Origin of the sequence: Pontibacter arcticus, assembly GCF_003284895.1 — a bacterium.
GTDB classification, from domain to species: Bacteria; Bacteroidota; Bacteroidia; order Cytophagales; family Hymenobacteraceae; genus Pontibacter; species Pontibacter arcticus.
Genome location: NZ_QMDV01000002.1, coordinates 200,762 through 220,668, shown reverse-complemented (window position 1 = coordinate 220,668; position 19,907 = coordinate 200,762). Strand labels below are relative to the sequence as shown.

Here is a 19,907-nt window from a genome sequence, read left to right as displayed (position 1 = left end):
TTACTTACTTAATAACGGAATAACTTCTTCTGTAATACGAGTCACTGCCACTCTTTATTACAGGGTATACTTTTGTATCATTACAACGGAAAAATTAACAACGAATGGAAATACTTGGCTACATCGCTGCCTTGTTTATTGGTTTATCTCTGGGTCTGATCGGCGGCGGCGGCTCCATACTTACGGTACCTGTACTGGTTTATTTAATGGGACTGAGTCCGGTTATTTCCACAGCATATTCGCTGTTTATAGTGGGCTTAACCAGTTTGGTAGGCTCTTATAAGTTCTATCAGAAAGGCCTTGTCAGCTTAAAAACAGCTGTTGTCTTTGGCTTGCCTTCCATAATGGCGGTTTTCTTAACGCGCCGCTTCCTGGTGCCAGCCATCCCGGAGAACCTCTTTTCTGTTGGCGATCTGGCAGTTACAAAAGGTGTGCTGCTGATGCTGCTGTTTGCCGGACTGATGGTATTTGCGTCTGTATCGATGATCAAAAAGAAAAAAGCGCCGGCCGATGTGGCAGACGAGAACATGGACACCGAACCCGCTATAACACAAACCAAGCCTGCAGAACGTCACCCGAAACCTAAGTTTAATTACGGCGGTATTCTAGCCGAAGGCCTTGTGGTAGGTACACTTACGGGTCTGGTGGGTGCAGGCGGCGGTTTTTTGATCATTCCGGCGCTCGTACTTTTCAGTAAACTCGATATGAAAATGGCGGTGGGCACTTCGCTGCTCATCATTGCCGTAAAATCTCTGTTCGGCTTTATTGGTGACATTTATAATTATGAGATCGACTGGCTTCTGCTGGGCATTTTCTCTACCATATCCATTGCCGGTATTTTTGTTGGCACATTCCTTTCCACTAAAATACACGCCGATAAACTGAAGACTTCCTTTGGCTGGTTTGTGCTGGTAATGGGCCTATATATTATCATTAAAGAGCTATTCTTCACCTAAGTCTGCCAGCGTGACTTATATCACATACAAACCAGAAAAGTATACCGACCTTTGTGCTATCGAAAGTATAAATACCAAGTTGTTCGGGTAACAAGAAGCTAACCTGTGTTGCCTGAATAGCTTAATAAATTAAAAATAAACGTGTTATGTTAGAATTTTTGAGCCAGCCCTGGCCTTGGTATACCTCGGGTTTTGTTATTGCGTTGGTCATGTTCGTGTTGTTGTTCTTTGGTAAATCGTTTGGTTTTTCATCGAACCTGCGCATTATTTGCGCTGCCTGTGGTGCCGGTAAAAAAGTAAAATTCTTTGATTTTGACTGGCGTGCCCAAACCTGGAATCTGCTGTTCCTGACAGGTTCGGTTATCGGCGGGTATGTGGCATCCGAATATTTATCGAGCGGCGAGGCCGTTCAGATATCGCAGGCAACCATTGAAGACTTAAGCGCACTTGGTATTGCAGTGCCCCAAGGTTTGCAACCCGCAGAACTCTTTAGCCTGGAGGCAGTTTTTACCCTGAAAGGTTTTCTGATGCTGTTGCTGGGTGGTTTTGCCATCGGCTTCGGGACGCGTTATGCAGGGGGCTGCACATCGGGTCATGCCATTAGTGGCCTTTCTAACCTGCAGTTGCCTTCGCTTATTGCCGTAATTGGTTTCTTTATTGGCGGGCTGTTCACTACCTGGGTTATACTTCCGCTTATTTTCTAAGGAAAACAGGTCTGTCTAATTTCTTCAACATAAAAAATATTAAGGCCGTGAATGGACTAAAATTTATACTTGCCGGAATACTTTTCGGAGTTGTGATGAGCAAATCCGAAGCAATTTCGTGGTTCCGGATACAGGAGATGTTCCGTTTTCAATCGTTTCATATGTATGGCATTATTGGTACGGCTGTTGTGCTGGGCGTGCTCATGGTCTATGCTATTAAAAAGTATAAACTCCGCGATTTTGAAGGCAACCCTATCACGTTCACACCAAAAGAAATGTCAGTTGCGCGCTACCTGATCGGGGGATCCGTTTTCGGATTAGGCTGGGCCCTGACCGGGGCTTGCCCGGGCCCGTTGTTTGTAAATGTGGGGCACGGCTACTGGGCTTTTTTACTGGCCATACTTGGGGCGCTTGCCGGAACGTTTACATACGGCGTTATCAAAGACAGGCTGCCACATTAATAATGTAACATAGGGCAGTTTTATACTTTAGATCAACCAGGCAGAGTTATACCTTTTTGCACCTTTGTTTCCGGAGTTACATAAAGCGTTCAGCAGTATATACTTAAATTAAAAATCAACCATATGTTAAAAAATAAATTTTCGCTGAAAGATATTCCGGGCTGGGCCGTGATGCTGGGCATTTTCGGGATTTTATACCTTACCGGCCTGCACACCGAAGCCATCGGGCAGGTACAGCGTTTGCTTTTGGCAACCGGCATCAAAAATGCCGATGTACCGGAAGCGCTTCAGAACCCGGATGCCAAGGCTGTTGCAAATGCCGCAGCAGTTGCCAACTCAGAAATGGCTGGCGCTGGATTTAAGATGGTAGATATGCAGGGCAGGCAGATTGCGTTTGAAAGCCTGAAAGGCAAAGTGGTATTCCTGAACATCTGGGCCACCTGGTGCCCACCCTGCATTGCCGAAATGCCCAACATCCAGCAATTATACGATAAGGTTGGCTCAGATAAAATTGCTTTCGTAATGCTTTCGGTTGATGAAGGCGGTATGGCCAAAGTGAAGAAATTTATCGACAGGAAAAAGTATACTTTCCCGGTATACATGCCAGCCAGCCAGTTTCCGCAGGAGTTTTACTCCACAGCCATTCCTACTACTTTCATTATTTCGCCGGCCGGCAAGATAGTAGCCAAACAGGAAGGCATGGCCGATTACAATACTCCGGAGGTGATAGAATTTCTGCAGAATATGGTAAAAGAGTAAAATTAAGCCAGGTTGTTTTTAAGGCAAGATCAGCTTCGGATGCCCCTTAAAATTATGGCCACTTATATTTCCGAACAAAGGCCAGACTAAGCCGGTGAAATGATTTGAATAATAAAAAGGGCAGAGAGCGGAAACTCTCTGCCCTTTTTATTATTCAAATCATCATTACTAACGTACTGCCTTATAAACACTACCTCTGAAATTGAATTATCAACGCTCCGCCTCTTCCCAATTCCTACTATTATAATACTAAAATATTAATTTTATCCAATTTATAAATCCGTTGCAAGTTTATTTAATAAACTTTTAAATTTTACTATATAAGAGTAAACAAATAAGATGGCAAGCTGTTTGTAGTGCGTAAACAGATTTACCATTACGTTTAAGAAGATTAAATCATTTTACTCTATAAAAATAAGTACATTTACGGTATAAAATTTCGCCATCCTGATTATGGTACAATACCGTTAATTAGTTTTAGCAAATTGGCCTGATTTTTTGACGCACCTTTTTTATGCATATAGTATTACTTCTCTCTTTTTTTATTAACAGTTTGCTGCTTAACGTCTGGGACTCTGCTCCCCACCAAGTTCGAAAACAGCCTCTTTCCTCCTCACAAATCAAGATCAATGCTACCATCGATTCGTTGAATGAGGCAGCATTTACCGCTAAATACAGCAACCTGGATACAGCTTTTGCTCTTTTAGACGAAGCATACCGGTTAGCAACGCAGCAAGGTTACCAAAAGGGTATAGCGGTCAGGTATTTATATGAAGGTGGCATTTACCAGCAATATAATTTTACTAAAAAAGCCTTGTCGCTGTACTACCAGGCGCTGGAAGTAAGCCGGGCGGCCAACGATACCTTTAATATTGCACGGGCAAACCAACAGATAGCAAATGCATTGCTGCAGAATGGTAATTTAACCGAAGCTGAAAGGCTTTACCAGGAAGCAATGCACAGTTACAGCACGCTGGGCTATAAAGAGGACATAATCAACATTGTTAACAGCCTGGGGCTCGTTAAACTTCAACAGAACGAACTGAAGATCGCAAAGGCCTATTTCGAGCGTGCTTTACTGGAAAGTGAATTGCTGGGTTATAGCTATGGCCTGAAAAAAGCGAACTATAACATGGGGCAGGTTTACCTGAAAAAAAAGAACCTGCCATTGGCAAAAAAATATTTGCAGGTAGCTTATGCCCTGGATGAAAAACGTGGAGACAAGTACGGACTGGCACAAACGAAAAGTGATTTCGCGCTGATCGCCCTTCAGGAAAAAAAGTATGAGGAAGCCGGCAAATGGGCATTAGCTGCTTTAAACGATGCGCAGGCAGTTAAAGCCTCTGCTATCGAAATAAAAGCCATGGAAAGCATGCTGGCTGTACACAGGCAGTTACAGGATCATAAACAGATTATAGTCTGGCAGGACAAGCTTATACAAAAGCAAAAACAGGTATTTGAGCAAGGCAACAGTTATGCCCTGGACTTTTCGACTTTGTTGAAGGAAATCCAGGAAGCAAAAATGCGTAATGAATTGCAAACCCAGGAAGCTGCACAAAAACAGCTCCTCACCCGAAGTATACTTTCTGTGGTAGCGCTAGCCCTTGTTTTACTGGCATTTTTGGCGCTGATGTGGTTTAAAAACTATAAAAAGGCACGTGCATACGGTAACATGCTCGCCATCAAAAACGAAGCAATCGAGAAAAGTGCCCGTGAGCTGGATACCCTGAACCGGACCATTGCCAAGCAGAACAAAAGCCTCGAAGAAAGCAACCTGATGAAAGACAAGCTGTTCACGATCGTATCGCATGATATGAGAAGTCCGCTTACTTCTTTAAAGGGCTTGCTAAATTTAGTACAGGTACGCCCTATGTCTCCGGAAGAAATCAAGCGTATGTTTGGTATGCTGCAACGGGAAGTAGATGTGGTGCTCGGGATGCTCAGTAACCTGCTTGATTGGTCCAAGACCCAGTTGGATGGCGCTGCCGTAGTAGTGGAAAACATCAGTTTACACTCACTTGCAGAAGCGAATCTGGCTTTTGTAAGTAGCCAGGCACACGAAAAGAAAATCAGTTTAGAAAACAAGGTACCCGCTATGGCAGTGGCGCTGGCAGACCAGGAAAGGCTTAATTTTATTGTGCGCAATTTAGTACTGAACGCGATCAAGTTTACGTCTGAAGGTGGTATTATAGCGGTTGATGCAAAGGTATCTCAAAACCAAGTTATACTTTCGGTACGTGATAACGGGCGCGGAATTGCCCCACACAACATAGGCAAGCTGTTTAGCGATACTGTTCGCTTTACCACACTCGGCACAGCCAGGGAGAAAGGAACAGGTCTGGGGTTAAAGTTTTGCAAAGACCTGGCTGAAAGTATGGGAGGAAGTATAAACGTATCGAGCGTGGAAAATGTGGGTAGTACTTTTTTTGTAACGCTACCTGCTGCACCCTTTTCTGTACAGCTTAACCAGCCTGAATTAATGGAAACTGTATAAGGTTAGCTCTGATCTGGGTTGTTTGGAAGCGCAGCATTTAAAGTATACTTTCAACTTCGTTGCAGGTGGCTTTACACAAGTGTAGCAGCCTGATCACAAATCAGACAATAAACTGACAATTGTTCTCCTTCCAATTTCCTTAAAAAGGACATTAAACTCAGAAAGCATGACGAACATCATATGTTACACCCACACCCGAAGTTAGTTTTGTTTTCCTGTTTCTATTAGCCATAGCCTACCAATACTACGCCCATGCCCGAATTAACTATTTTTTTAAATAATCTGCTTTCTTCTGACCTGATCATACTTACGCGCAACACAGAGCGTACCTATTGCCGGTTTTTTAAGGATGGCGTATACCTAGACCGCATGTATGTAAGCGATCCGGCTTTGTTAGCTGAGCTGCATGTACTTTTGGGTGAGGGAGACGAGATAAACGCGCCGGGCATTGCAAAACTGAAACAACTATACCTGGCAACAGATACGCAGCCCCCACTCGAAGCACTGCCATAATACCCTTCTTAAGTTGTCTGCTTCCAGGCCTAATGTAAAGCGACCTAATGTAAAGCGAGCTACTGATGGCTTATAGCGCCCTTTTCCTTCTTTTACTGCTGTAATGCCTCACTTCTTTATCTAGTAGAAACTACTTTAAAAACGGTTAAGTAATATTCTGCTTCCTGTACTTATAAAGTATAAAATCACTTTACAGAATCATAATTTTGTGTTGCAAGAAGAGTTCGAACTCTCTTGAAAGCACGCTTTAGGTGCGCTTGTTCTGGCTTTCCCAGTTAATAAAAGTTGATGCGAACAGTATATAGGTACCTGTTAGAAGTGCAGTTACGCTTTATTCTGTAACTTGTTCATCAAATAACCATACGCAATTGAATGTTCCTACAGTTAAAATTGTATGGAATAGAAATCAAACAAGATGAGCTGATTTGCCTGGTTTATTTTAAACATAAAAGGTATGCGTTTATTACTTATTTCACTGTTACTGATAACCGGTATTGCAACAGCTCAGCCGGCCAAAACGGACTCACTGATTCAGAAACTCCGGTTAGCCACTTCTGACACAACCCGGATCAGGCTGCACAATGCACTGGCTACTGCCTATTTTGGGCAAGATGCCATGCGCGGCATTAAGCATGCTACACAGGCTTTGGCAATGGCAACCAAAGCAAAAAATCACTTGGGTAAAGCAAAAGCCCTTTTACTCTTATCCAGGGGCAACCTGATCTTAGGCCAGTACGACAGAGGGCTTAACCGTGCCTTCAGCGCGCTTAAAATTGGCACGCAGCTACAGGATACGACGATTATGTTTGGTGCCCAGAATATGCTGGGCATTATGTATTTTAAGCTGGATGATACCACAAACGCCCAATTACATTACACCACGGCCTTAGAACTGGCTACCAAAACAACAAATAAAAGCTGGCTGGGGAAAACCTATAACAACTTAGGCAACCTCTACGAAATAGAAGGCAATTACAGAAAAGCACTTCGCTATTTTCAAAAAGCGGTTATGCTGCAGGCTGCTTTAGGCGATGTACAAAGCCAGGCGATCAACCTGCATAATATCGGCAACATCCACCTGAACCTTGCTGAACCGGCTCAGGGTTTGCCCTACTTATATCAGTCCATTCAGCTTAACAGATCAATAGGCAACCAGATGCTCTTACCAACCACACTGGGAAGTATCGCCAATATTTACCTGGCAACCGGCGATACGTTAAAAGCACTGGCAACAGCAAAGCAAAGCTACGACGCCTCACTGGCCACTAACTCCAGTAAGAAAATCTCGGCAGCCGCCCAGCTTTTACAGCAGATTTATGCCTCGATGCGTCAGTTTGAGCCTGCCTATCAGTTAATGGTTATTATAGCCAAACATGAGGCCAGACTAGATCTTGAAAGCCAGCAGAAAGCGGCAGCAGAAATAACGGCAAGGTACGAAGCAGAAGGCCGGGAAGAAGCCTTACAACGCCTCGAAGCCGAAAAAGAAAAACAAGGGCTGATGATTGCGCAGCAGCAGCTTATTCTGGTTTTAGGCGGTGTTATCATCATCCTGTTGTTAATCTCGTTTCTGATTCTTTATATAAGCCGGAAAAAGATCAGAAAAACGCATACCGATCTGGTAGAAGTTAACTCTAAACTGCTGCAACAACATGTCCTCATCAGTACACAGAAAGACGATCTGGCTACCCAGGCCTTACTTTTACAACAGCAAAACGAAGCCCTGGAAAAACATAGCACCTTCAAAAATAAAATCTTCTCTATTATTTCGCATGATTTGCGTGCGCCATTAAATTCGTTGAAAGGTATCCTGAGCCTGGCCAACTCTCCCTCCCTGACGGAAGAACGGATCAAAGTTATTTTCGGGTTGCTTGAAAAAGAAATGGTAACGGCTGCCAACATGCTTCAGAATTTACTTATTTGGGCCAAGGCACAACTGGAAGCCTCTACCCTGGCCCTGGAAGAACTTAATATAGCTAAGCTGGCAGCTACCGTAATCAGCGAAACGGAAGCCCAGGCAAGTATAAAAAACATTAAAATTCAGCTTATTATAAATCCAGATTTCAGCGTGACAGCCGATAAAGAACGGCTCAGTTTTGTGCTGCGCAATCTGGTAACAAATGCGATAAAATTTACGCAGCCTGATGGAGAGATACGCCTCGAAGCAAACCTACTGGATACTGCAGTGGCCATCCACGTAATAGATGCAGGCGAAGGCATTGCGGCAGAAAATGTCAGTAATCTGTTTACAGAAAAACGCTTTTCGACCTTAGGAACGCAACAGGAAAAAGGAACAGGCCTTGGACTTGTATTCAGTTACGAACTGCTGCAAAGTATGAATGGTAAAATGAAGGTAGACAGCCAGCCCGGAAAAGGCAGCACGTTTACGATTCTGCTTCCGAAAATACAAAATGCTGTTAACGAAATTTCAGGAGAGGATAAGGTTAAAACGTTGGCTCTTTAAGTAAAGTAACCAGCTTTTAAAAAACTATACTTGTGCCTGCTGCTTGTTTTGGCCAGTAAGCTCAAGTATAGTTTCAAGCGAACTTGTTCCAAAGTATAAAATCCGAAATCTATACTCTAAAAAGCCCTGAACTACCTGCTACTTTTTTGTGTCGGGATGAGGAGTGATCATAATGTGCGCTCCGTGCGTACCAGGGTGCATGATCCAGGGCATTGCGGGTCCTTCGGGCGCTAAGGGCAAACCTGTGCTCTCTGCAGTTGCATACGGAATGTATACCACATAGCGCCGGTAACCATCTTTTATTTCGCCGCTGGTCAGGTTCACGTTTTCATCTGAAGCTGTAAAAACAAAAAGCGAGGCAGGCTGCTTGGGCATTTTCAGCTTGCCACTTTTAACCTCCGCTTCCCGGGTATCAAATATCTCTTTTGTTGCCTTACCGGTTTTTTTCAGTTCACGTCCACGCGCCATAAACGGATCCAGGTCTTTATGGTAACATGAAGCTGAAAAACCTTCTTTTGCCGGGTCGTCAGCCAGACAAACCATCTCGTTTGTACCTTTGCGTAACTGCACAAGCTCCCCTTTCTGATTATAGCCATACACAGTAGCACCCGCGCGTTTATCCGCCGGAGCGGCTAAGGTAGCTGTTTTGATCTGTACTTCAGCTGTAGGAATGGATGTCTGGCTGAAGGCTGCAGTTGCAATTAACCCGAACAGAAAGGTTACCATACTTTTTTTCATAGTGCTTTCTTTAAAGTATAAGTTGTTGTTTTATTGCCAGTTACATTATACAATAAATTTACAGGCAAACCAAATTAATTGTAAATTTACCTGACAGGTTGATCTGAAAGTATACTTTAGTAAGCGGCTATCCAATGTTAGGCACTATAAAACCATTGGATTTGCAATTACAAAAAAAGACCGCCTGAGCTATCAGGCGGTCTGGCATTAATTTCTGTAATTTCCTTATTCTTCCTCTTCGGAGTTTGCCTGCATGGCCAGTAAATTATGTGCCCCTTTCAGCACAATACCTTTTGAACTACGGTAAGCATCGGGCAATTTAACTTCTACCAGTTCCTCGTTTTTCATACCGGTTTCCACCGACACGCGCCGGAACGATCCGTCTTCGGTTTTCACATAAAAGTAAGTTTTGCCTTCAAACTGAACAAGTGCCGAAGCTGGCAAGGCCGTTACGTTTCGTTGGGTGGTTTCTACCGTCGCGTTCACAAACATACCCGGCATCAGGCTGGCATCTTTCTGGTTTAAATGTACATGCACCGGTATTATTTTAGCGCCTTCCACACTTTTCCCTACCAAGGTTATTTCCGCTGCTCTGTCCCTGGTATCATTTGCCAGGCGGTAAGTTACTTTCTGGCCGGGGCTCAGCAGGTTTACGTCTCTCTCGTAGGCGTTCAGTTCCAGGTGCAAATCTTCCGTGTTCATCAGCTCAAACAATACATCGCTGGCTGTTACCATTTTACCGATGCTGGCATTTACGCTCTGCACAAAACCATTTATAGGAGAAAGGATACGTATACTTCTGCTGATGTTGCTGCTGCTTAAACGATCCGGGTTGATGTTGATCATGAGCAGTTTTTGCCTTAGCGCGGCCTGGCTGTTACGCAGCATCTGCATCTCGGACTGTACCTGCTGGAAATTTTTAAGGGCGCTAACTTTCTCGTCTGTCAGCTCTTTCTGGCGGTTATATTCGAGTTGGGCGTACCCTAATTTAGCTTTTGTATCCAGGTAATCCTGCTGCAACTGTATGTAATCCGGATGTTCGAGTACGGCCAATACCTGCCCTTTTCTAACTTTGGAGCCAGGCAAAAGATTTGTATGTTTCACAAAACCGCCATAAGGCACCGAGATATGCACCATCCCAGCCGGTGGCACATCAATCTCACCGGATAAACGCAGCGTGGTTCCCATCATCAGTTCCTGTGCGCCGCCCAGTTCAACTCCGGTATTCTGCAATTGCTGCGCGGATAACGTTACCAGTTCCGGGTTGGCAGGTGCTGCGGCAGTTGTTTCATCGGCTTCTTGCATTGCTGGTTCTGAGCAGGAGAAAAGAAAAGTAGCACCAGCTAAAAGTATGATTTTATAGTTATTCATGGTTATTGTCCTTGGAGGTAATTAAGTTGATAAATGGCCAGTTGATAATCCAGTAGCAGTTGCAGGTAATTCTGGCGGATGCGCAGTTGCTGACTGGCTGCCTGCAGGTAATTTAAGTAGCCGGTTTCGCCGCTGCGGTAAGCTTTATCGGCTTGTACCAGGCCCAGGTTTGCATTAGGTAATACTTTCTGCTGATAGAAATCCATACTTTGCACCAGGCGGTTATAATGAGCAAGGGCTGCGTTGCGCTGGCTTTCCAGTTGGGTTTGCTGGTCTTTTAAAGTAGTTTCTGCTATTTGCTTGCTTATGCCGGCGGCCTTAATCTTTGCCTTTTGGGCACCAAACAAGAGTGGCACCGACACCCCCGCTTCGAAACCTGAAAAGCGGTCTGACCTGGAAAAAGTCTGCTCCTGACCGTTCACATCCATCGTGCCGGCAAAGGATTGGTTAAAATACCCAACTGAAAGATCTGGCGCTAACTTATGTTTTTCCAGTTGTTTGGCGCGTTCGGCTACGTTTACCTGCTGCTCGTATACGGCAAGTTGCGGATGGTTCAGGCCGTCAGATGTTTGCTGTAGCGTTGCAGTTTGTGGTTTTAACCGTTCCGGGATGATCTGTAGATGTTGCGGTGATTGCACCAGCGCGCTTAATTTAGCCTGCTCTGCCAGAATAGCTGCCTCGTTTTGCTGCAGACGGTCTGCCAGTTCGAAGCGTTCGGTTTCGGCGGTCGTTTTCTCCAGGATGCCGCTCTCCCCTGTTCTGAATTTTACATCAGCTGCATGCACCAGCACCTTGTAAATACTATCCTGCTGCTGCAGCAAATAAGTAACCTCAAACAGGTACGCTAACTGGGTATAGACCTGCTGCACCTGGTAATCGAGGTCGCGTTGCTGCAACTGTAACTGGCGTTCATCCAACACTTTTTGCTCGGTCAGTAATTTGCTTTGCGCACCCCAAACAGTCGGGAAAGGTATACTTTGTCGCACATCAAACCGGTTATCCGTGAGCGGCGTATTAAGCTGCCCCCGCGAATAGGTGATATCGGTTTTAGGAATTTCAACTGCCGTTTTTTGCAGACTCTCGCTTAATTCGACATTTAATTGTCCTGTCTTTAAAAGCTGGTTATTCTCGCGGGCCAGTTGCTGTACCTGTTGCAAACTCATGGGCTGCGGTGCTTGTGCCAGCGTTAAAAAAGGAGCTAAGAAGAATAAAAGGGTCGCTGTTATTTTCGGCACTTTTTTCATCTTAAAACCTGTTTCTGAGAAGTAGTAAATAATCGGCAGCACCACCAGCGTAAGCAGCGTTGCGGATACAAGGCCACCAATCACAACGGTTGCCAGCGGTTTTTGCACTTCAGCGCCAGCCGAGTTGGAAAGTGCCATCGGCAGGAAACCAAGCGAGGCCACCGTAGCCGTCATGATAATAGGCCGTAGCCGGGCAGCAGTTCCTTTCCGGATAATCTCTTCGATGCTTTTCATACCACCTTCTTTGAGTTGATTAAAATGCCCGATCATCACGATACCATTTAGTACCGCCACTCCGAACAAAGCAATAAACCCAACGCCCGCCGAAATACTGAAAGGCATATCGCGCAGCAACAGCGCAAACACTCCACCTATGGCAGAAAGCGGAATAGCGGTGAAAACGATGATAGACTGTTTAATGGATTTGAAAGCGAAAAACAGCAGCGTAAAGATCAGCAGCAAGGCCAGCGGCACAGCAACAGATAAACGGTTTGTGGCTTCGATCAGGTTCTGAAACTGGCCGCCGTAGGTAACTGAGTAGCCGGGTGGCAGATCAAGGTCGCTGTCTACTTTGGTTTGTATTTCGTTCACGATACTTTGCACATCGCGGTTACGCACGTTAAAACCAACCGAAATGCGGCGGCGCGTGCCATCGCGTTGTATCTGGTTCGGGCCGTCTTTCATTTCCACTGAGGCCAGTTGGTTCAGCGGAATCTGGTAGCCGGCGGCATTGCTAACAAACAAATTTTCTACATCGGTTATATCGCGCCGGTTTTGCTTGGCCATGCGCACAACCAGATCGAAACGCTTTTCGCCTTCGTATACTTGCCCGGCAATTTCGCCGGCAAAAGCGGCCGTAATGGTTCTGTTTACTTCGTTTATACTGAGGCCGTAGCGCGCCAGCATTTCGCGGTTGTAGGTTACCAATATCTGTGGCAGGCCTGTCATTTTCTCCACGTACAGGTCTTCGGCACCTTCCACGGGCTGCACGAGTTTGCCCAGTTTCTCAGCATAAATAGCCAGTGAGTCCAGGTCGTCGCCGTAAATTTTTACCACCACATCCTGCCGTGCGCCGGTCATCAGTTCGTTAAAACGCATCTGGATAGGTTGCTGTACGCCGAATGATGCCTGTGGCAAATGTTGCTGCAGTTTAGTTGCCATTTTATCGGCCAGTTCTTCTTTGTTGCTTGCGCTGGTCCATTCGCTTCTGTCTTTCAGTACCACAATCATATCGCCCAGTTCTACCGGGTTAGGTTCGGTGGGCACTTCCGCCGAGCCGATCTTGGTAACGACCTTTTCTACCTCCGGAAAATTCTTTTTTAGTATACCCGACGCTTTGCTGACAACTTCAATGGTTTCGTTGAGGGAGCTACCCGTCAGTACGCGTGTTTCGATGGCAAAATCGCCTTCATCCAAGGAAGGAATAAACTCGCCGCCCATGCGCGTGAACAGGAAAAGGGATAAGGCAAACAGCCCGACAGCAAGTATGAGCACCATCGCTTTAGCCCGCAATGCAAAGTTGAGCAACGGTTGGTAGGCGCGGTTTATGGCTTTCATGATGCGGTCCGAGATGTTCTCTTTGTGCGTTGTTTTGCGGCTCAGCACCAGAGACGCCATCATCGGCACGTAAGTAAGCGACAGCAGGAAAGCGCCCAGAATGGCAAACGCAACGGTCTGTGCCATCGGTTTAAACATTTTTCCTTCGATGCCTACCAGCGCCAGTATAGGCAGGTAAACAATAAGTATGATGATCTGGCCAAAGGAAGCGAAGCCCATCATTTTACTGGCTGAGTCGTGTACTTCGGCATCCATTTCGTCGCGGCTCAGCATTTTTACGCCGACGTGGTGGTGCTTGCTCATCTGTATCCGGTGAATCACACTCTCCACAATAATAACAGCCCCATCCACGATCAGACCAAAGTCCAGGGCGCCTAAGCTCATCAGATTACCGCTTACGCCAAACACATTCATCAGCGAAATAGCAAACAGCATGGCCAGCGGAATAACGGATGCTACCAGCAAACCGGCACGCAAATTCCCCAGCAGCAACACCAGCACGAATACCACAATCAAAGCGCCTTCCGCCAGGTTTTTTTCTACGGTGCTGATGGCGCGATTTACAAGTTTGGTGCGGTCCAGGAAGGGTTCTATGACCACGCCTTCGGGCAGGGTTTTCTGAATTTCAGCGATCTTGTCTTTTACATCTTTGATCACTTTAGAGGAGTTCTCCCCTTTCAGCATCATCACAATGCCGCCAGCTACCTCGCCGGTATCATCTTTCACCATCGCGCCATAGCGAATAGCGGTACCTTCGCGCACATCGGCCACATCGCGTATCAGCACAGGTACGCCCGCGCGGGCATCTTTTACTACAATGCGGCCAATGTCTTCTATACTTTTAACCAGACCCTCGGTGCGAATAAAGTAAGCGTTCGGGTCTTTCTCGATGTAGGCGCCACCGGCGTTGGCATTGTTACTTTCCAGGGCTTCGAACACCTCTGTAATGGTAATGCCCATGCCTCGGAGCTTGTCCGGGTCGATGGCGACTTCATACTGTTTCAGGTTGCCGCCAAAGCTGCTGACTTCGGCTACGCCGGATGTCCCCAGCAACTGCCGCCGCACAATCCAGTCCTGTATGCTGCGCAGTTCAGTGGCGTCATACTTGTGTTCGTAGCCTTTTTCGGGGTGCAGCTCATACTGGTAAATTTCGCCGAGGCCCGTGGAGACAGGCGCCAGAAACGGTACGCCCGCACCGGCTGGAATCTGGCTTTCGGCTTCTTTTAGCTTTTCGGTTATCTGCTGGCGTGCCCAGTAAATGTCGGTGTCTTCTTCAAACACCACCGTTACCAACGACAGTCCGAAACGGGAAAAAGACCTGATCTCGATAATTTCGGGGATGCTGGCTACCGAAAGCTCAACCGGAAAAGAAATAAGCCGCTCTACTTCCTGCGCGCCCAGAGACGGAGAAACCGTAATGACCTGTACCTGGTTATTGGTGATATCCGGCACGGCATCGATCGGCAAGCGGGTTAGATTATAGGCTCCCCAGCAAATTAATGCAAAGGTCATCAGCCCGATAATAAGTTTATTTTTGATGGAAAATAAGATGATCTTACTTAGCATGGTACTAGTTTAAAACCTGACGCAACAGGCTTAACTGCCAACAAGTTATTTCAGCAGAAGCCTTCGCTATGATACAAATCGGTTTTATACTTTACAGGAAGCCCGAATTAGCTCCGCAAAGTATAAACTGAAAAAGTACTGCTAACAGGAGCATGCGGCGTTTGCCAAAAGTGGCCGGAACGCGAAAACCCTACGCAGTAAAGTATAAAATCAGGAGTGTTTGGGCGGTTGCCAGATGCTGCCTTTAAAAAAGCTGGGTGACGCTAAGTTGAGATAGCTGATTTGCTCAGAGGGTATTGGAATGGCAAAATACTCGGGATGCGGTACGGTGGGCGTACTTACAAAATAATCGTAGGCGGAGTTACCCATTTGCTTAAACGGAAGGCTTTCGTGCTCGGCAGCAGATTGGGCATCTGTGGCGTGGGCATAATGCATCTTCAGAAAATCAACAAAACTTAACGTGTTGCCGGTGCCGTGCCGGTGTTGCTGGAAGTGCTCTAATAGCACCGGTATCTTGGAAAGTTCATGCAGGTCAGAGTGAGGCAACAGCGAGCCTATAAAAATAAAAACTGTAAAAAAGATAACTCTGGCTTTCAAGATGGTTTGTTGTTAATAAACAAACTTAAGTAGCGCAGCTGATAAAGCCAAAGATTAAAGCATAAATCAACCCTGAAAGTATAAATTTATACGTTACCCCACGCGGTCGAACCCGGCGTTATTCTCTGCCATATACTTGGTAACCGTATCTTCTACCATCTGCAGAATGTTGCGCAGCACCGGACTTTTATCGTCGCGCCGCCAGGTTACATACAGGTTTACTTTGTAGGGCAACGGAATATAGCGCACATTGGCCAGCGCACTGAAAGAGTACGAGTAAGGAAGTATGGAAACGCCCAGCCCTTTTGAAACCAGCCGCAAAATCATCCCGCCAAAATCAGTTTCGATATACACGTTGGGTTTCAGGTTTTGCTCTTCGAGCATCTGCCGTAAACTTGAAGTATAAAAGGTGGTTTGCAGCAAATTGGAAAGTATAAACCGTTCGTTTTCCAGGTCGTGCAGGCCGGTAAAGTTTTGTTCGTTCAGGCGATGGTTCAGGGGCACGATCAAAGCAAACGGCTCGGAGTACAAACACTTGGATTGCAGCGAAGGGTTTTCAGCGGGATCTCTTCTGAAGGCAAGGTCCATCTGGTAATCCAGCAGCAGCTGTTCGAAACTGATATCGGTCGGCTCCACTAACTCCAGTTTTAATTCGGGGAAAGTATGGGAAATGTCGGTTATCAGTTCGGGCATAAAGCGGTAGGCAGTAGAGCCTGGGTAGCCGATCTTAACCGTGCCAAAGGTGCCTTCATGAATTTTCCGGGCCTGCAGGTGGATGCGGTTAATCTCATCGAGCAAAGGCAGCCATTGCTTTTTCAGGAACGTGCCGGCCTCGGTCAGTTTTACGCTGCGCTTGCTTCGCTCGAAAAGCTGCACACCCAGCTCCTCTTCCAGCGCCTTTATTTGCCTGCTGAGCGCCGACTGCGTGATGAACATACGTTCTGCTGTGTTCCAGAAATGCAGTTCTTCCGACAAGGCCAGAAAATATCGTATCTGCTGTAGCTCCATCCGGTTTAATCTGTTTTTCGCATTAGTTAAGCCAATATTAGCATTTCAGGGCATACAAACGCACACTTACTTTGTAATTAATTCATAAAAAGGTAAGATGGTGTTTCTACGAAAATATATTTTAGAAGGAATTGGCTGGGTAGGCGCGCTCTTTTCGTTGCTGGCTTTTGGCCTGAACAGCCTGAATGTTATCAGCAGCCAGTCTGTAGAATATTTAGGTGCCAACATTATCGGCTGTTTTTGCCTGATCCTGTACGCTGTTTCGAAAAAGGCTTATGCCAGCTGGGTACTTAATTCTATCTTTTTGCTGATCGCGGTTTTCGCTTTGGTAAAAGCCAACCTGTTATAAAGTAAAACGAAGGAGTGTTGTTCTGAATCAGGATAACACTTCATTCTGAAGCGGTTTACCGGCTTCAAAATCGGAAACATTCTGTAAGGTGATCTGGGCTATACTTTGCAGGGCATCGGTGGTAAAAAAAGCCTGATGGCCGGTTATAAGTACGTTGTTGAAAGACAACAGGCGCATAAACGTATCATCCTGAATTACTTTATCAGACAGGTCTTCAAAGAAAAGGTCGCCTCCTTCTTCGTACACATCCAGGCCCAGGTAGCTAATTTTTTCTTTCTTGAGTCCTTCGATTACGGCTTTGGTATCTATAATGGCCCCACGACTTGTATTGATCAGCATCACACCATCTTTCATTTTACCCAGCGATTCCGCATTGATCAGGTGAAAGGTTTGCGGAGTGAGCGGGCAATGCAGCGAGATAATATCGGATTGGCTGTAAACGCTGTCGAGGTCTGTAAACTCCACTCCAATCTCTTCTGTTTCGTTGCTTTTACTGATGTCGTAGCCCAGCACCCGGCAACCAAAGCCTTTCAGGATACGGGCCGTAACCAAACCAATCTTTCCTAAGCCGATGAGCCCGACGGTGCGCCCGTGCAGGTCAAAGCCCATCAGACCGCTCAGTGCAAAATTACCCTCTCGCACGCGGTTGTATGCCCGGTGTGTTTTACGGTTAAGGGTAAGTATAAGTGCCAAGGTATGTTCGGCAACGGCATACGGCGAGTACGCAGGCACACGCACCACCTTAATGCCCAGTTCCTGTGCCACGCGCAGGTCTACGTTGTTATAGCCGGCACAGCGCAGTACAATTACTTTTACACCGGCAGTTGCCATAATCTGCAACACCGCAGCATCAACTGTATCATTCACAAACACACAGACAGCCTCCTCCCCTTTGATCAGGGCAGCCGTATTGTGGTTAAGCGGCACTTCCAGAAAAGTTAGTTGATGCGCGTCTTCCTGGTTGGCTTGGTTAAAGAAATGAATATCGTAAGGCTTGGCACTGAAGAATAGAACATTCATACTTTATTTATACTTTGTGAATGTTGATGATGGAGGCTGTACCGGTATTTATACTTTCAACGAGGTTGCCTACGGTCCTGGAACTTAAAACGTGCAACAATTTATCGCGGATCACTTTAAAATCGTCGTGCAGCGGGCATGGATGCGTATCGGAACAATGTTGCATGCCCATGCCGCACCTCCTGAAAAGCTCGACACCATCAATGCTGCGCACTATTTCGAGTATGGTGATTTCGTGGGCGTTGCGTTGCATGTAAAAGCCGCCACCGGGGCCTTTGCTGGAAGCGATAATATTTTTACGAACCAGGTCCTGCAGTATTTTTCCTATGAAATGAACGGGCAGATCGAGCTCAGCTGCTATTTGTTTTATACCAGCTTTGTGCTGAGCAGCAGCAGCAAGCGCAATGTAAACGACGGCGCGCAAGGCATATTCAGTTGTTTTGGATAAAATCATACAAACCGTTTAAAGCTGATCCCGCAAATGTAATGTATAAAATATTATTTCCCTTCCAGCTGCCGCATTCCGTCCTCAGTCATCATATCAATTGTCCAGGGCGGCGACCACACCAGGTTTACATGTACGTCGAGGTCCGGAAAACGCTCCTTTAAAATTTGATCTGCTGCATTTATGATCGTGCCGCTCATGGGGCAGCCCTGCGTGGTTAGTGTCAGGGCAATTTCGAGGGTATCGCCTGCAAGGCTTACTTCATACACCAGGCCAAGGTCCACGATGTTAATGCCCACTTCCGGGTCGATTATATACTTTAGGGTTTCGAACACTTGCTGCCCGAAATCCTCAGACACTTGCTTTTCCATAGGTGAAAGGTTTTAGTTCCTGAACTTTGTGCAGCAATAGTTTATACACATTTATGGTGTACAGAATTGATGTTAAGGTAAATCCGATGGCTCCCGCAAGTATGATTTGTTGGTTTTGAAACAGAACGCCGGTTATCAAAAGTATAAACCCAAGCAGGTAAAAGACATTCTGCCAGCGTTGCAGTGTATGGCTGTAAAGGTCTTTAGGCAAAGGAGTTTTAAAGCGGCCCACGTAATTTTCGTACGCGTGCATCCAGACAATGAAAGGTAATGTTTTAAAGGTTTGCCCAAGTATAAGCGCAGAAATAAACCCCAGGAAAACCGAGATGCCATATACCAGGTAAACAGCGGATAATAGTTGTTGCGGGAAGTTTAACTGGCTGCTTATCACCATTACCAGTAAAAGCGGCAGCAATAGCAAAGCCAAAGCTACGAAGGTCTGTTTCATACCCAGGTCTACATCCTGACGCTTGCGGGTTTTAGCAGTTTCGTAAATAAAAAGTAAAAACAATGCCACACCAGCCACTACCAACGCTGCATAAACAGGCAGAAAAACGGTGTGTAGAAAAATGTGGTCGATGATGAAAAATACAAGCCCTACATTGATCAGATTATAGCTCCAGTTCAGCTTTTCAGTACGCTCGGCATGTGCCAGCAAAAACATCGGGATCAGCTTTGCTCCTACCCCTATAATTAAAAGCAAAAACCAACCACTCATACCAATGTGTGCGTGCAGTTTAAGGTAGTGGGTATGCTCTACCGGCAGAAAAGCCATGGTAAAGTTAAGCACCATCACCAGGCCTACAATACCAGTTACTAATAACCAGATAGCCGACGTTACAATGAAATCAGACTCAATGGTCCACTTGGGAGCCAGCCGTGCTGTTTGTATCACGTTGATCGTGAAAAGTATAAAAGAGATTACCAGACTACAGGCGGCCAGGTGCATGCTGTACCCCAGCTCGAAATGCCAGAAACACCAAGCCAAAAGTATAGTGCCGATGCCCAGAAACCCGAAGGCAAAAATACCCAGTTTTTCAGAGTATAGTTTGCAATCCAGCACCACAGGCAGCAACTGGTACAGCGCCCCAAAAATGAGCATGGTGGCCCATCCAAGTGTGGCCACGTGTGTTAAGGTCAGTAGTTTGGGATGGAAGTAATGGCCACCGAACGCATCTGTAGAGAAAAGCAAAAGTATACTTAAGGCAACAAAAGCCAGGGCAGCAAAAGCGTAATGCGGCAGCACAACCCATTTGCCCGGAGAATTGGATGACGTGGCGGTGCTCATAATTT

17 protein-coding genes are annotated in these 19,907 nt (G+C 46.1%); 8 read left to right on the top strand and 9 right to left on the bottom strand.

Translation table 11 applies throughout. The features are described from left to right. Positions 1–104: 104 nt before the first annotated feature. From DP923_RS06205 to DP923_RS06175, 7 genes are all read left to right on the top strand, one after another. Positions 105–956 (top strand): sulfite exporter TauE/SafE family protein, encoded by an 852-nt coding sequence (locus DP923_RS06205; protein ID WP_112304992.1) that lies wholly within the window; start codon positions 105–107, stop codon positions 954–956. Between the two features lie 146 nt (positions 957–1,102). Further along, complete coding sequence (locus DP923_RS06200; protein WP_112304991.1) at positions 1,103–1,660, top strand: YeeE/YedE family protein; 558 nt, start codon at positions 1,103–1,105, stop codon at positions 1,658–1,660. A gap of 47 nt (positions 1,661–1,707) precedes the next feature. Then, on the top strand, positions 1,708–2,121 hold the full coding sequence (locus tag DP923_RS06195) for a DUF6691 family protein (RefSeq protein WP_112304990.1): 414 nt from the start codon (positions 1,708–1,710) through the stop codon (positions 2,119–2,121). A gap of 123 nt (positions 2,122–2,244) precedes the next feature. Then, positions 2,245–2,880, top strand: a complete 636-nt coding sequence (locus DP923_RS06190) for a TlpA disulfide reductase family protein (protein ID WP_112304989.1) — start codon at positions 2,245–2,247, stop codon at positions 2,878–2,880. Positions 2,881–3,394: 514 nt separating this feature from the next. Continuing rightward, entirely contained in the window at positions 3,395–5,374 is a 1,980-nt protein-coding gene (locus tag DP923_RS06185; RefSeq protein WP_112304988.1) for a tetratricopeptide repeat-containing sensor histidine kinase, read from the top strand. 252 nt (positions 5,375–5,626) lie between these two features. Further along, a complete protein-coding gene (locus DP923_RS06180; protein WP_112304987.1) occupies positions 5,627–5,887 on the top strand; it encodes a hypothetical protein in 261 nt (86 codons plus the stop codon). Between the two features lie 454 nt (positions 5,888–6,341). After that, positions 6,342–8,348: an ATP-binding protein gene (locus tag DP923_RS06175; RefSeq protein WP_112304986.1), complete on the top strand. Its 2,007-nt coding sequence runs from the start codon at positions 6,342–6,344 to the stop codon at positions 8,346–8,348. Between the two features lie 138 nt (positions 8,349–8,486). Here the strand turns inward: DP923_RS06175 and DP923_RS06170 are convergent, their stop codons facing one another. The 5 genes from DP923_RS06170 to DP923_RS06150 all read right to left on the bottom strand — a co-directional run bounded on the left by DP923_RS06170 (position 8,487) and on the right by DP923_RS06150 (position 16,429). Further along, positions 8,487–9,086, bottom strand: coding sequence for a hypothetical protein (locus DP923_RS06170; protein WP_112304985.1), 600 nt, complete (start codon positions 9,084–9,086; stop codon positions 8,487–8,489). Between the two features lie 225 nt (positions 9,087–9,311). Beyond that, on the bottom strand, positions 9,312–10,457 hold the full coding sequence (locus DP923_RS06165; protein ID WP_112304984.1) for an efflux RND transporter periplasmic adaptor subunit: 1,146 nt from the start codon (positions 10,455–10,457) through the stop codon (positions 9,312–9,314). A gap of 2 nt (positions 10,458–10,459) precedes the next feature. Further along, positions 10,460–14,824 carry a CusA/CzcA family heavy metal efflux RND transporter gene (locus DP923_RS06160; RefSeq protein ID WP_112304983.1) on the bottom strand — a complete coding sequence of 1,455 codons (4,365 nt, stop codon included), beginning with the start codon at positions 14,822–14,824 and terminating at the stop codon, positions 10,460–10,462. Between the two features lie 210 nt (positions 14,825–15,034). Further along, positions 15,035–15,421: a hypothetical protein gene (locus tag DP923_RS06155; RefSeq protein WP_112304982.1), complete on the bottom strand. Its 387-nt coding sequence runs from the start codon at positions 15,419–15,421 to the stop codon at positions 15,035–15,037. A gap of 93 nt (positions 15,422–15,514) precedes the next feature. Beyond that, entirely contained in the window at positions 15,515–16,429 is a 915-nt protein-coding gene (locus DP923_RS06150; protein ID WP_112304981.1) for a LysR family transcriptional regulator, read from the bottom strand. A 97-nt stretch (positions 16,430–16,526) separates the two neighbouring features. Here DP923_RS06150 and DP923_RS06145 point away from each other — a divergent pair, with 97 nt between their 5' ends. Then, positions 16,527–16,778, top strand: a complete 252-nt coding sequence (locus DP923_RS06145; RefSeq protein ID WP_112304980.1) for a CBU_0592 family membrane protein — start codon at positions 16,527–16,529, stop codon at positions 16,776–16,778. A gap of 27 nt (positions 16,779–16,805) precedes the next feature. On the opposite strand, the gene DP923_RS06140 is transcribed toward DP923_RS06145, so the two are convergent. The 4 genes from DP923_RS06140 to DP923_RS06125 are packed head-to-tail and all read right to left on the bottom strand — an operon-like array spanning position 16,806 to position 19,902. Continuing rightward, positions 16,806–17,798 carry a 2-hydroxyacid dehydrogenase gene (locus DP923_RS06140; RefSeq protein WP_112304979.1) on the bottom strand — a complete coding sequence of 331 codons (993 nt, stop codon included), beginning with the start codon at positions 17,796–17,798 and terminating at the stop codon, positions 16,806–16,808. A gap of 7 nt (positions 17,799–17,805) precedes the next feature. Beyond that, positions 17,806–18,252 carry an RrF2 family transcriptional regulator gene (locus DP923_RS06135; protein ID WP_112304978.1) on the bottom strand — a complete coding sequence of 149 codons (447 nt, stop codon included), beginning with the start codon at positions 18,250–18,252 and terminating at the stop codon, positions 17,806–17,808. A 44-nt stretch (positions 18,253–18,296) separates the two neighbouring features. After that, positions 18,297–18,614, bottom strand: a complete 318-nt coding sequence (locus DP923_RS06130; protein ID WP_112304977.1) for a metal-sulfur cluster assembly factor — start codon at positions 18,612–18,614, stop codon at positions 18,297–18,299. Next, complete coding sequence (locus DP923_RS06125) at positions 18,595–19,902, bottom strand: hypothetical protein (RefSeq protein ID WP_112304976.1); 1,308 nt, start codon at positions 19,900–19,902, stop codon at positions 18,595–18,597. Before DP923_RS06125 ends, DP923_RS06130 begins: the two co-directional genes overlap by 20 nt. Between the last annotated feature and the right edge of the window lie 5 nt (positions 19,903–19,907).

Excerpts from the sequence above, each read along its gene's own strand:
- DP923_RS06190 (WP_112304989.1), top strand. The coding sequence starts at position 2,245 with ATGTTAAAAAATAAATTTTCGCTGAAAGATATTCCGGGCTGGGCCGTG.
- DP923_RS06175 (WP_112304986.1), top strand. The coding sequence starts at position 6,342 with ATGCGTTTATTACTTATTTCACTGTTACTGATAACCGGTATTGCAACA.
- DP923_RS06140 (WP_112304979.1), bottom strand. The coding sequence starts at position 17,798 with ATGAATGTTCTATTCTTCAGTGCCAAGCCTTACGATATTCATTTCTTT.
- DP923_RS06130 (WP_112304977.1), bottom strand. The coding sequence starts at position 18,614 with ATGGAAAAGCAAGTGTCTGAGGATTTCGGGCAGCAAGTGTTCGAAACC.
- DP923_RS06200 (WP_112304991.1), top strand. The coding sequence starts at position 1,103 with ATGTTAGAATTTTTGAGCCAGCCCTGGCCTTGGTATACCTCGGGTTTT.
- DP923_RS06145 (WP_112304980.1), top strand. The coding sequence starts at position 16,527 with ATGGTGTTTCTACGAAAATATATTTTAGAAGGAATTGGCTGGGTAGGC.
- DP923_RS06165 (WP_112304984.1), bottom strand. The coding sequence starts at position 10,457 with ATGAATAACTATAAAATCATACTTTTAGCTGGTGCTACTTTTCTTTTC.
- DP923_RS06180 (WP_112304987.1), top strand. The coding sequence starts at position 5,627 with ATGCCCGAATTAACTATTTTTTTAAATAATCTGCTTTCTTCTGACCTG.
- DP923_RS06135 (WP_112304978.1), bottom strand. The coding sequence starts at position 18,252 with ATGATTTTATCCAAAACAACTGAATATGCCTTGCGCGCCGTCGTTTAC.
- DP923_RS06150 (WP_112304981.1), bottom strand. The coding sequence starts at position 16,429 with ATGGAGCTACAGCAGATACGATATTTTCTGGCCTTGTCGGAAGAACTG.
- DP923_RS06185 (WP_112304988.1), top strand. The coding sequence starts at position 3,395 with ATGCATATAGTATTACTTCTCTCTTTTTTTATTAACAGTTTGCTGCTT.
- DP923_RS06160 (WP_112304983.1), bottom strand. The coding sequence starts at position 14,824 with ATGCTAAGTAAGATCATCTTATTTTCCATCAAAAATAAACTTATTATC.
- DP923_RS06205 (WP_112304992.1), top strand. The coding sequence starts at position 105 with ATGGAAATACTTGGCTACATCGCTGCCTTGTTTATTGGTTTATCTCTG.
- DP923_RS06125 (WP_112304976.1), bottom strand. The coding sequence starts at position 19,902 with ATGAGCACCGCCACGTCATCCAATTCTCCGGGCAAATGGGTTGTGCTG.
- DP923_RS06170 (WP_112304985.1), bottom strand. The coding sequence starts at position 9,086 with ATGAAAAAAAGTATGGTAACCTTTCTGTTCGGGTTAATTGCAACTGCA.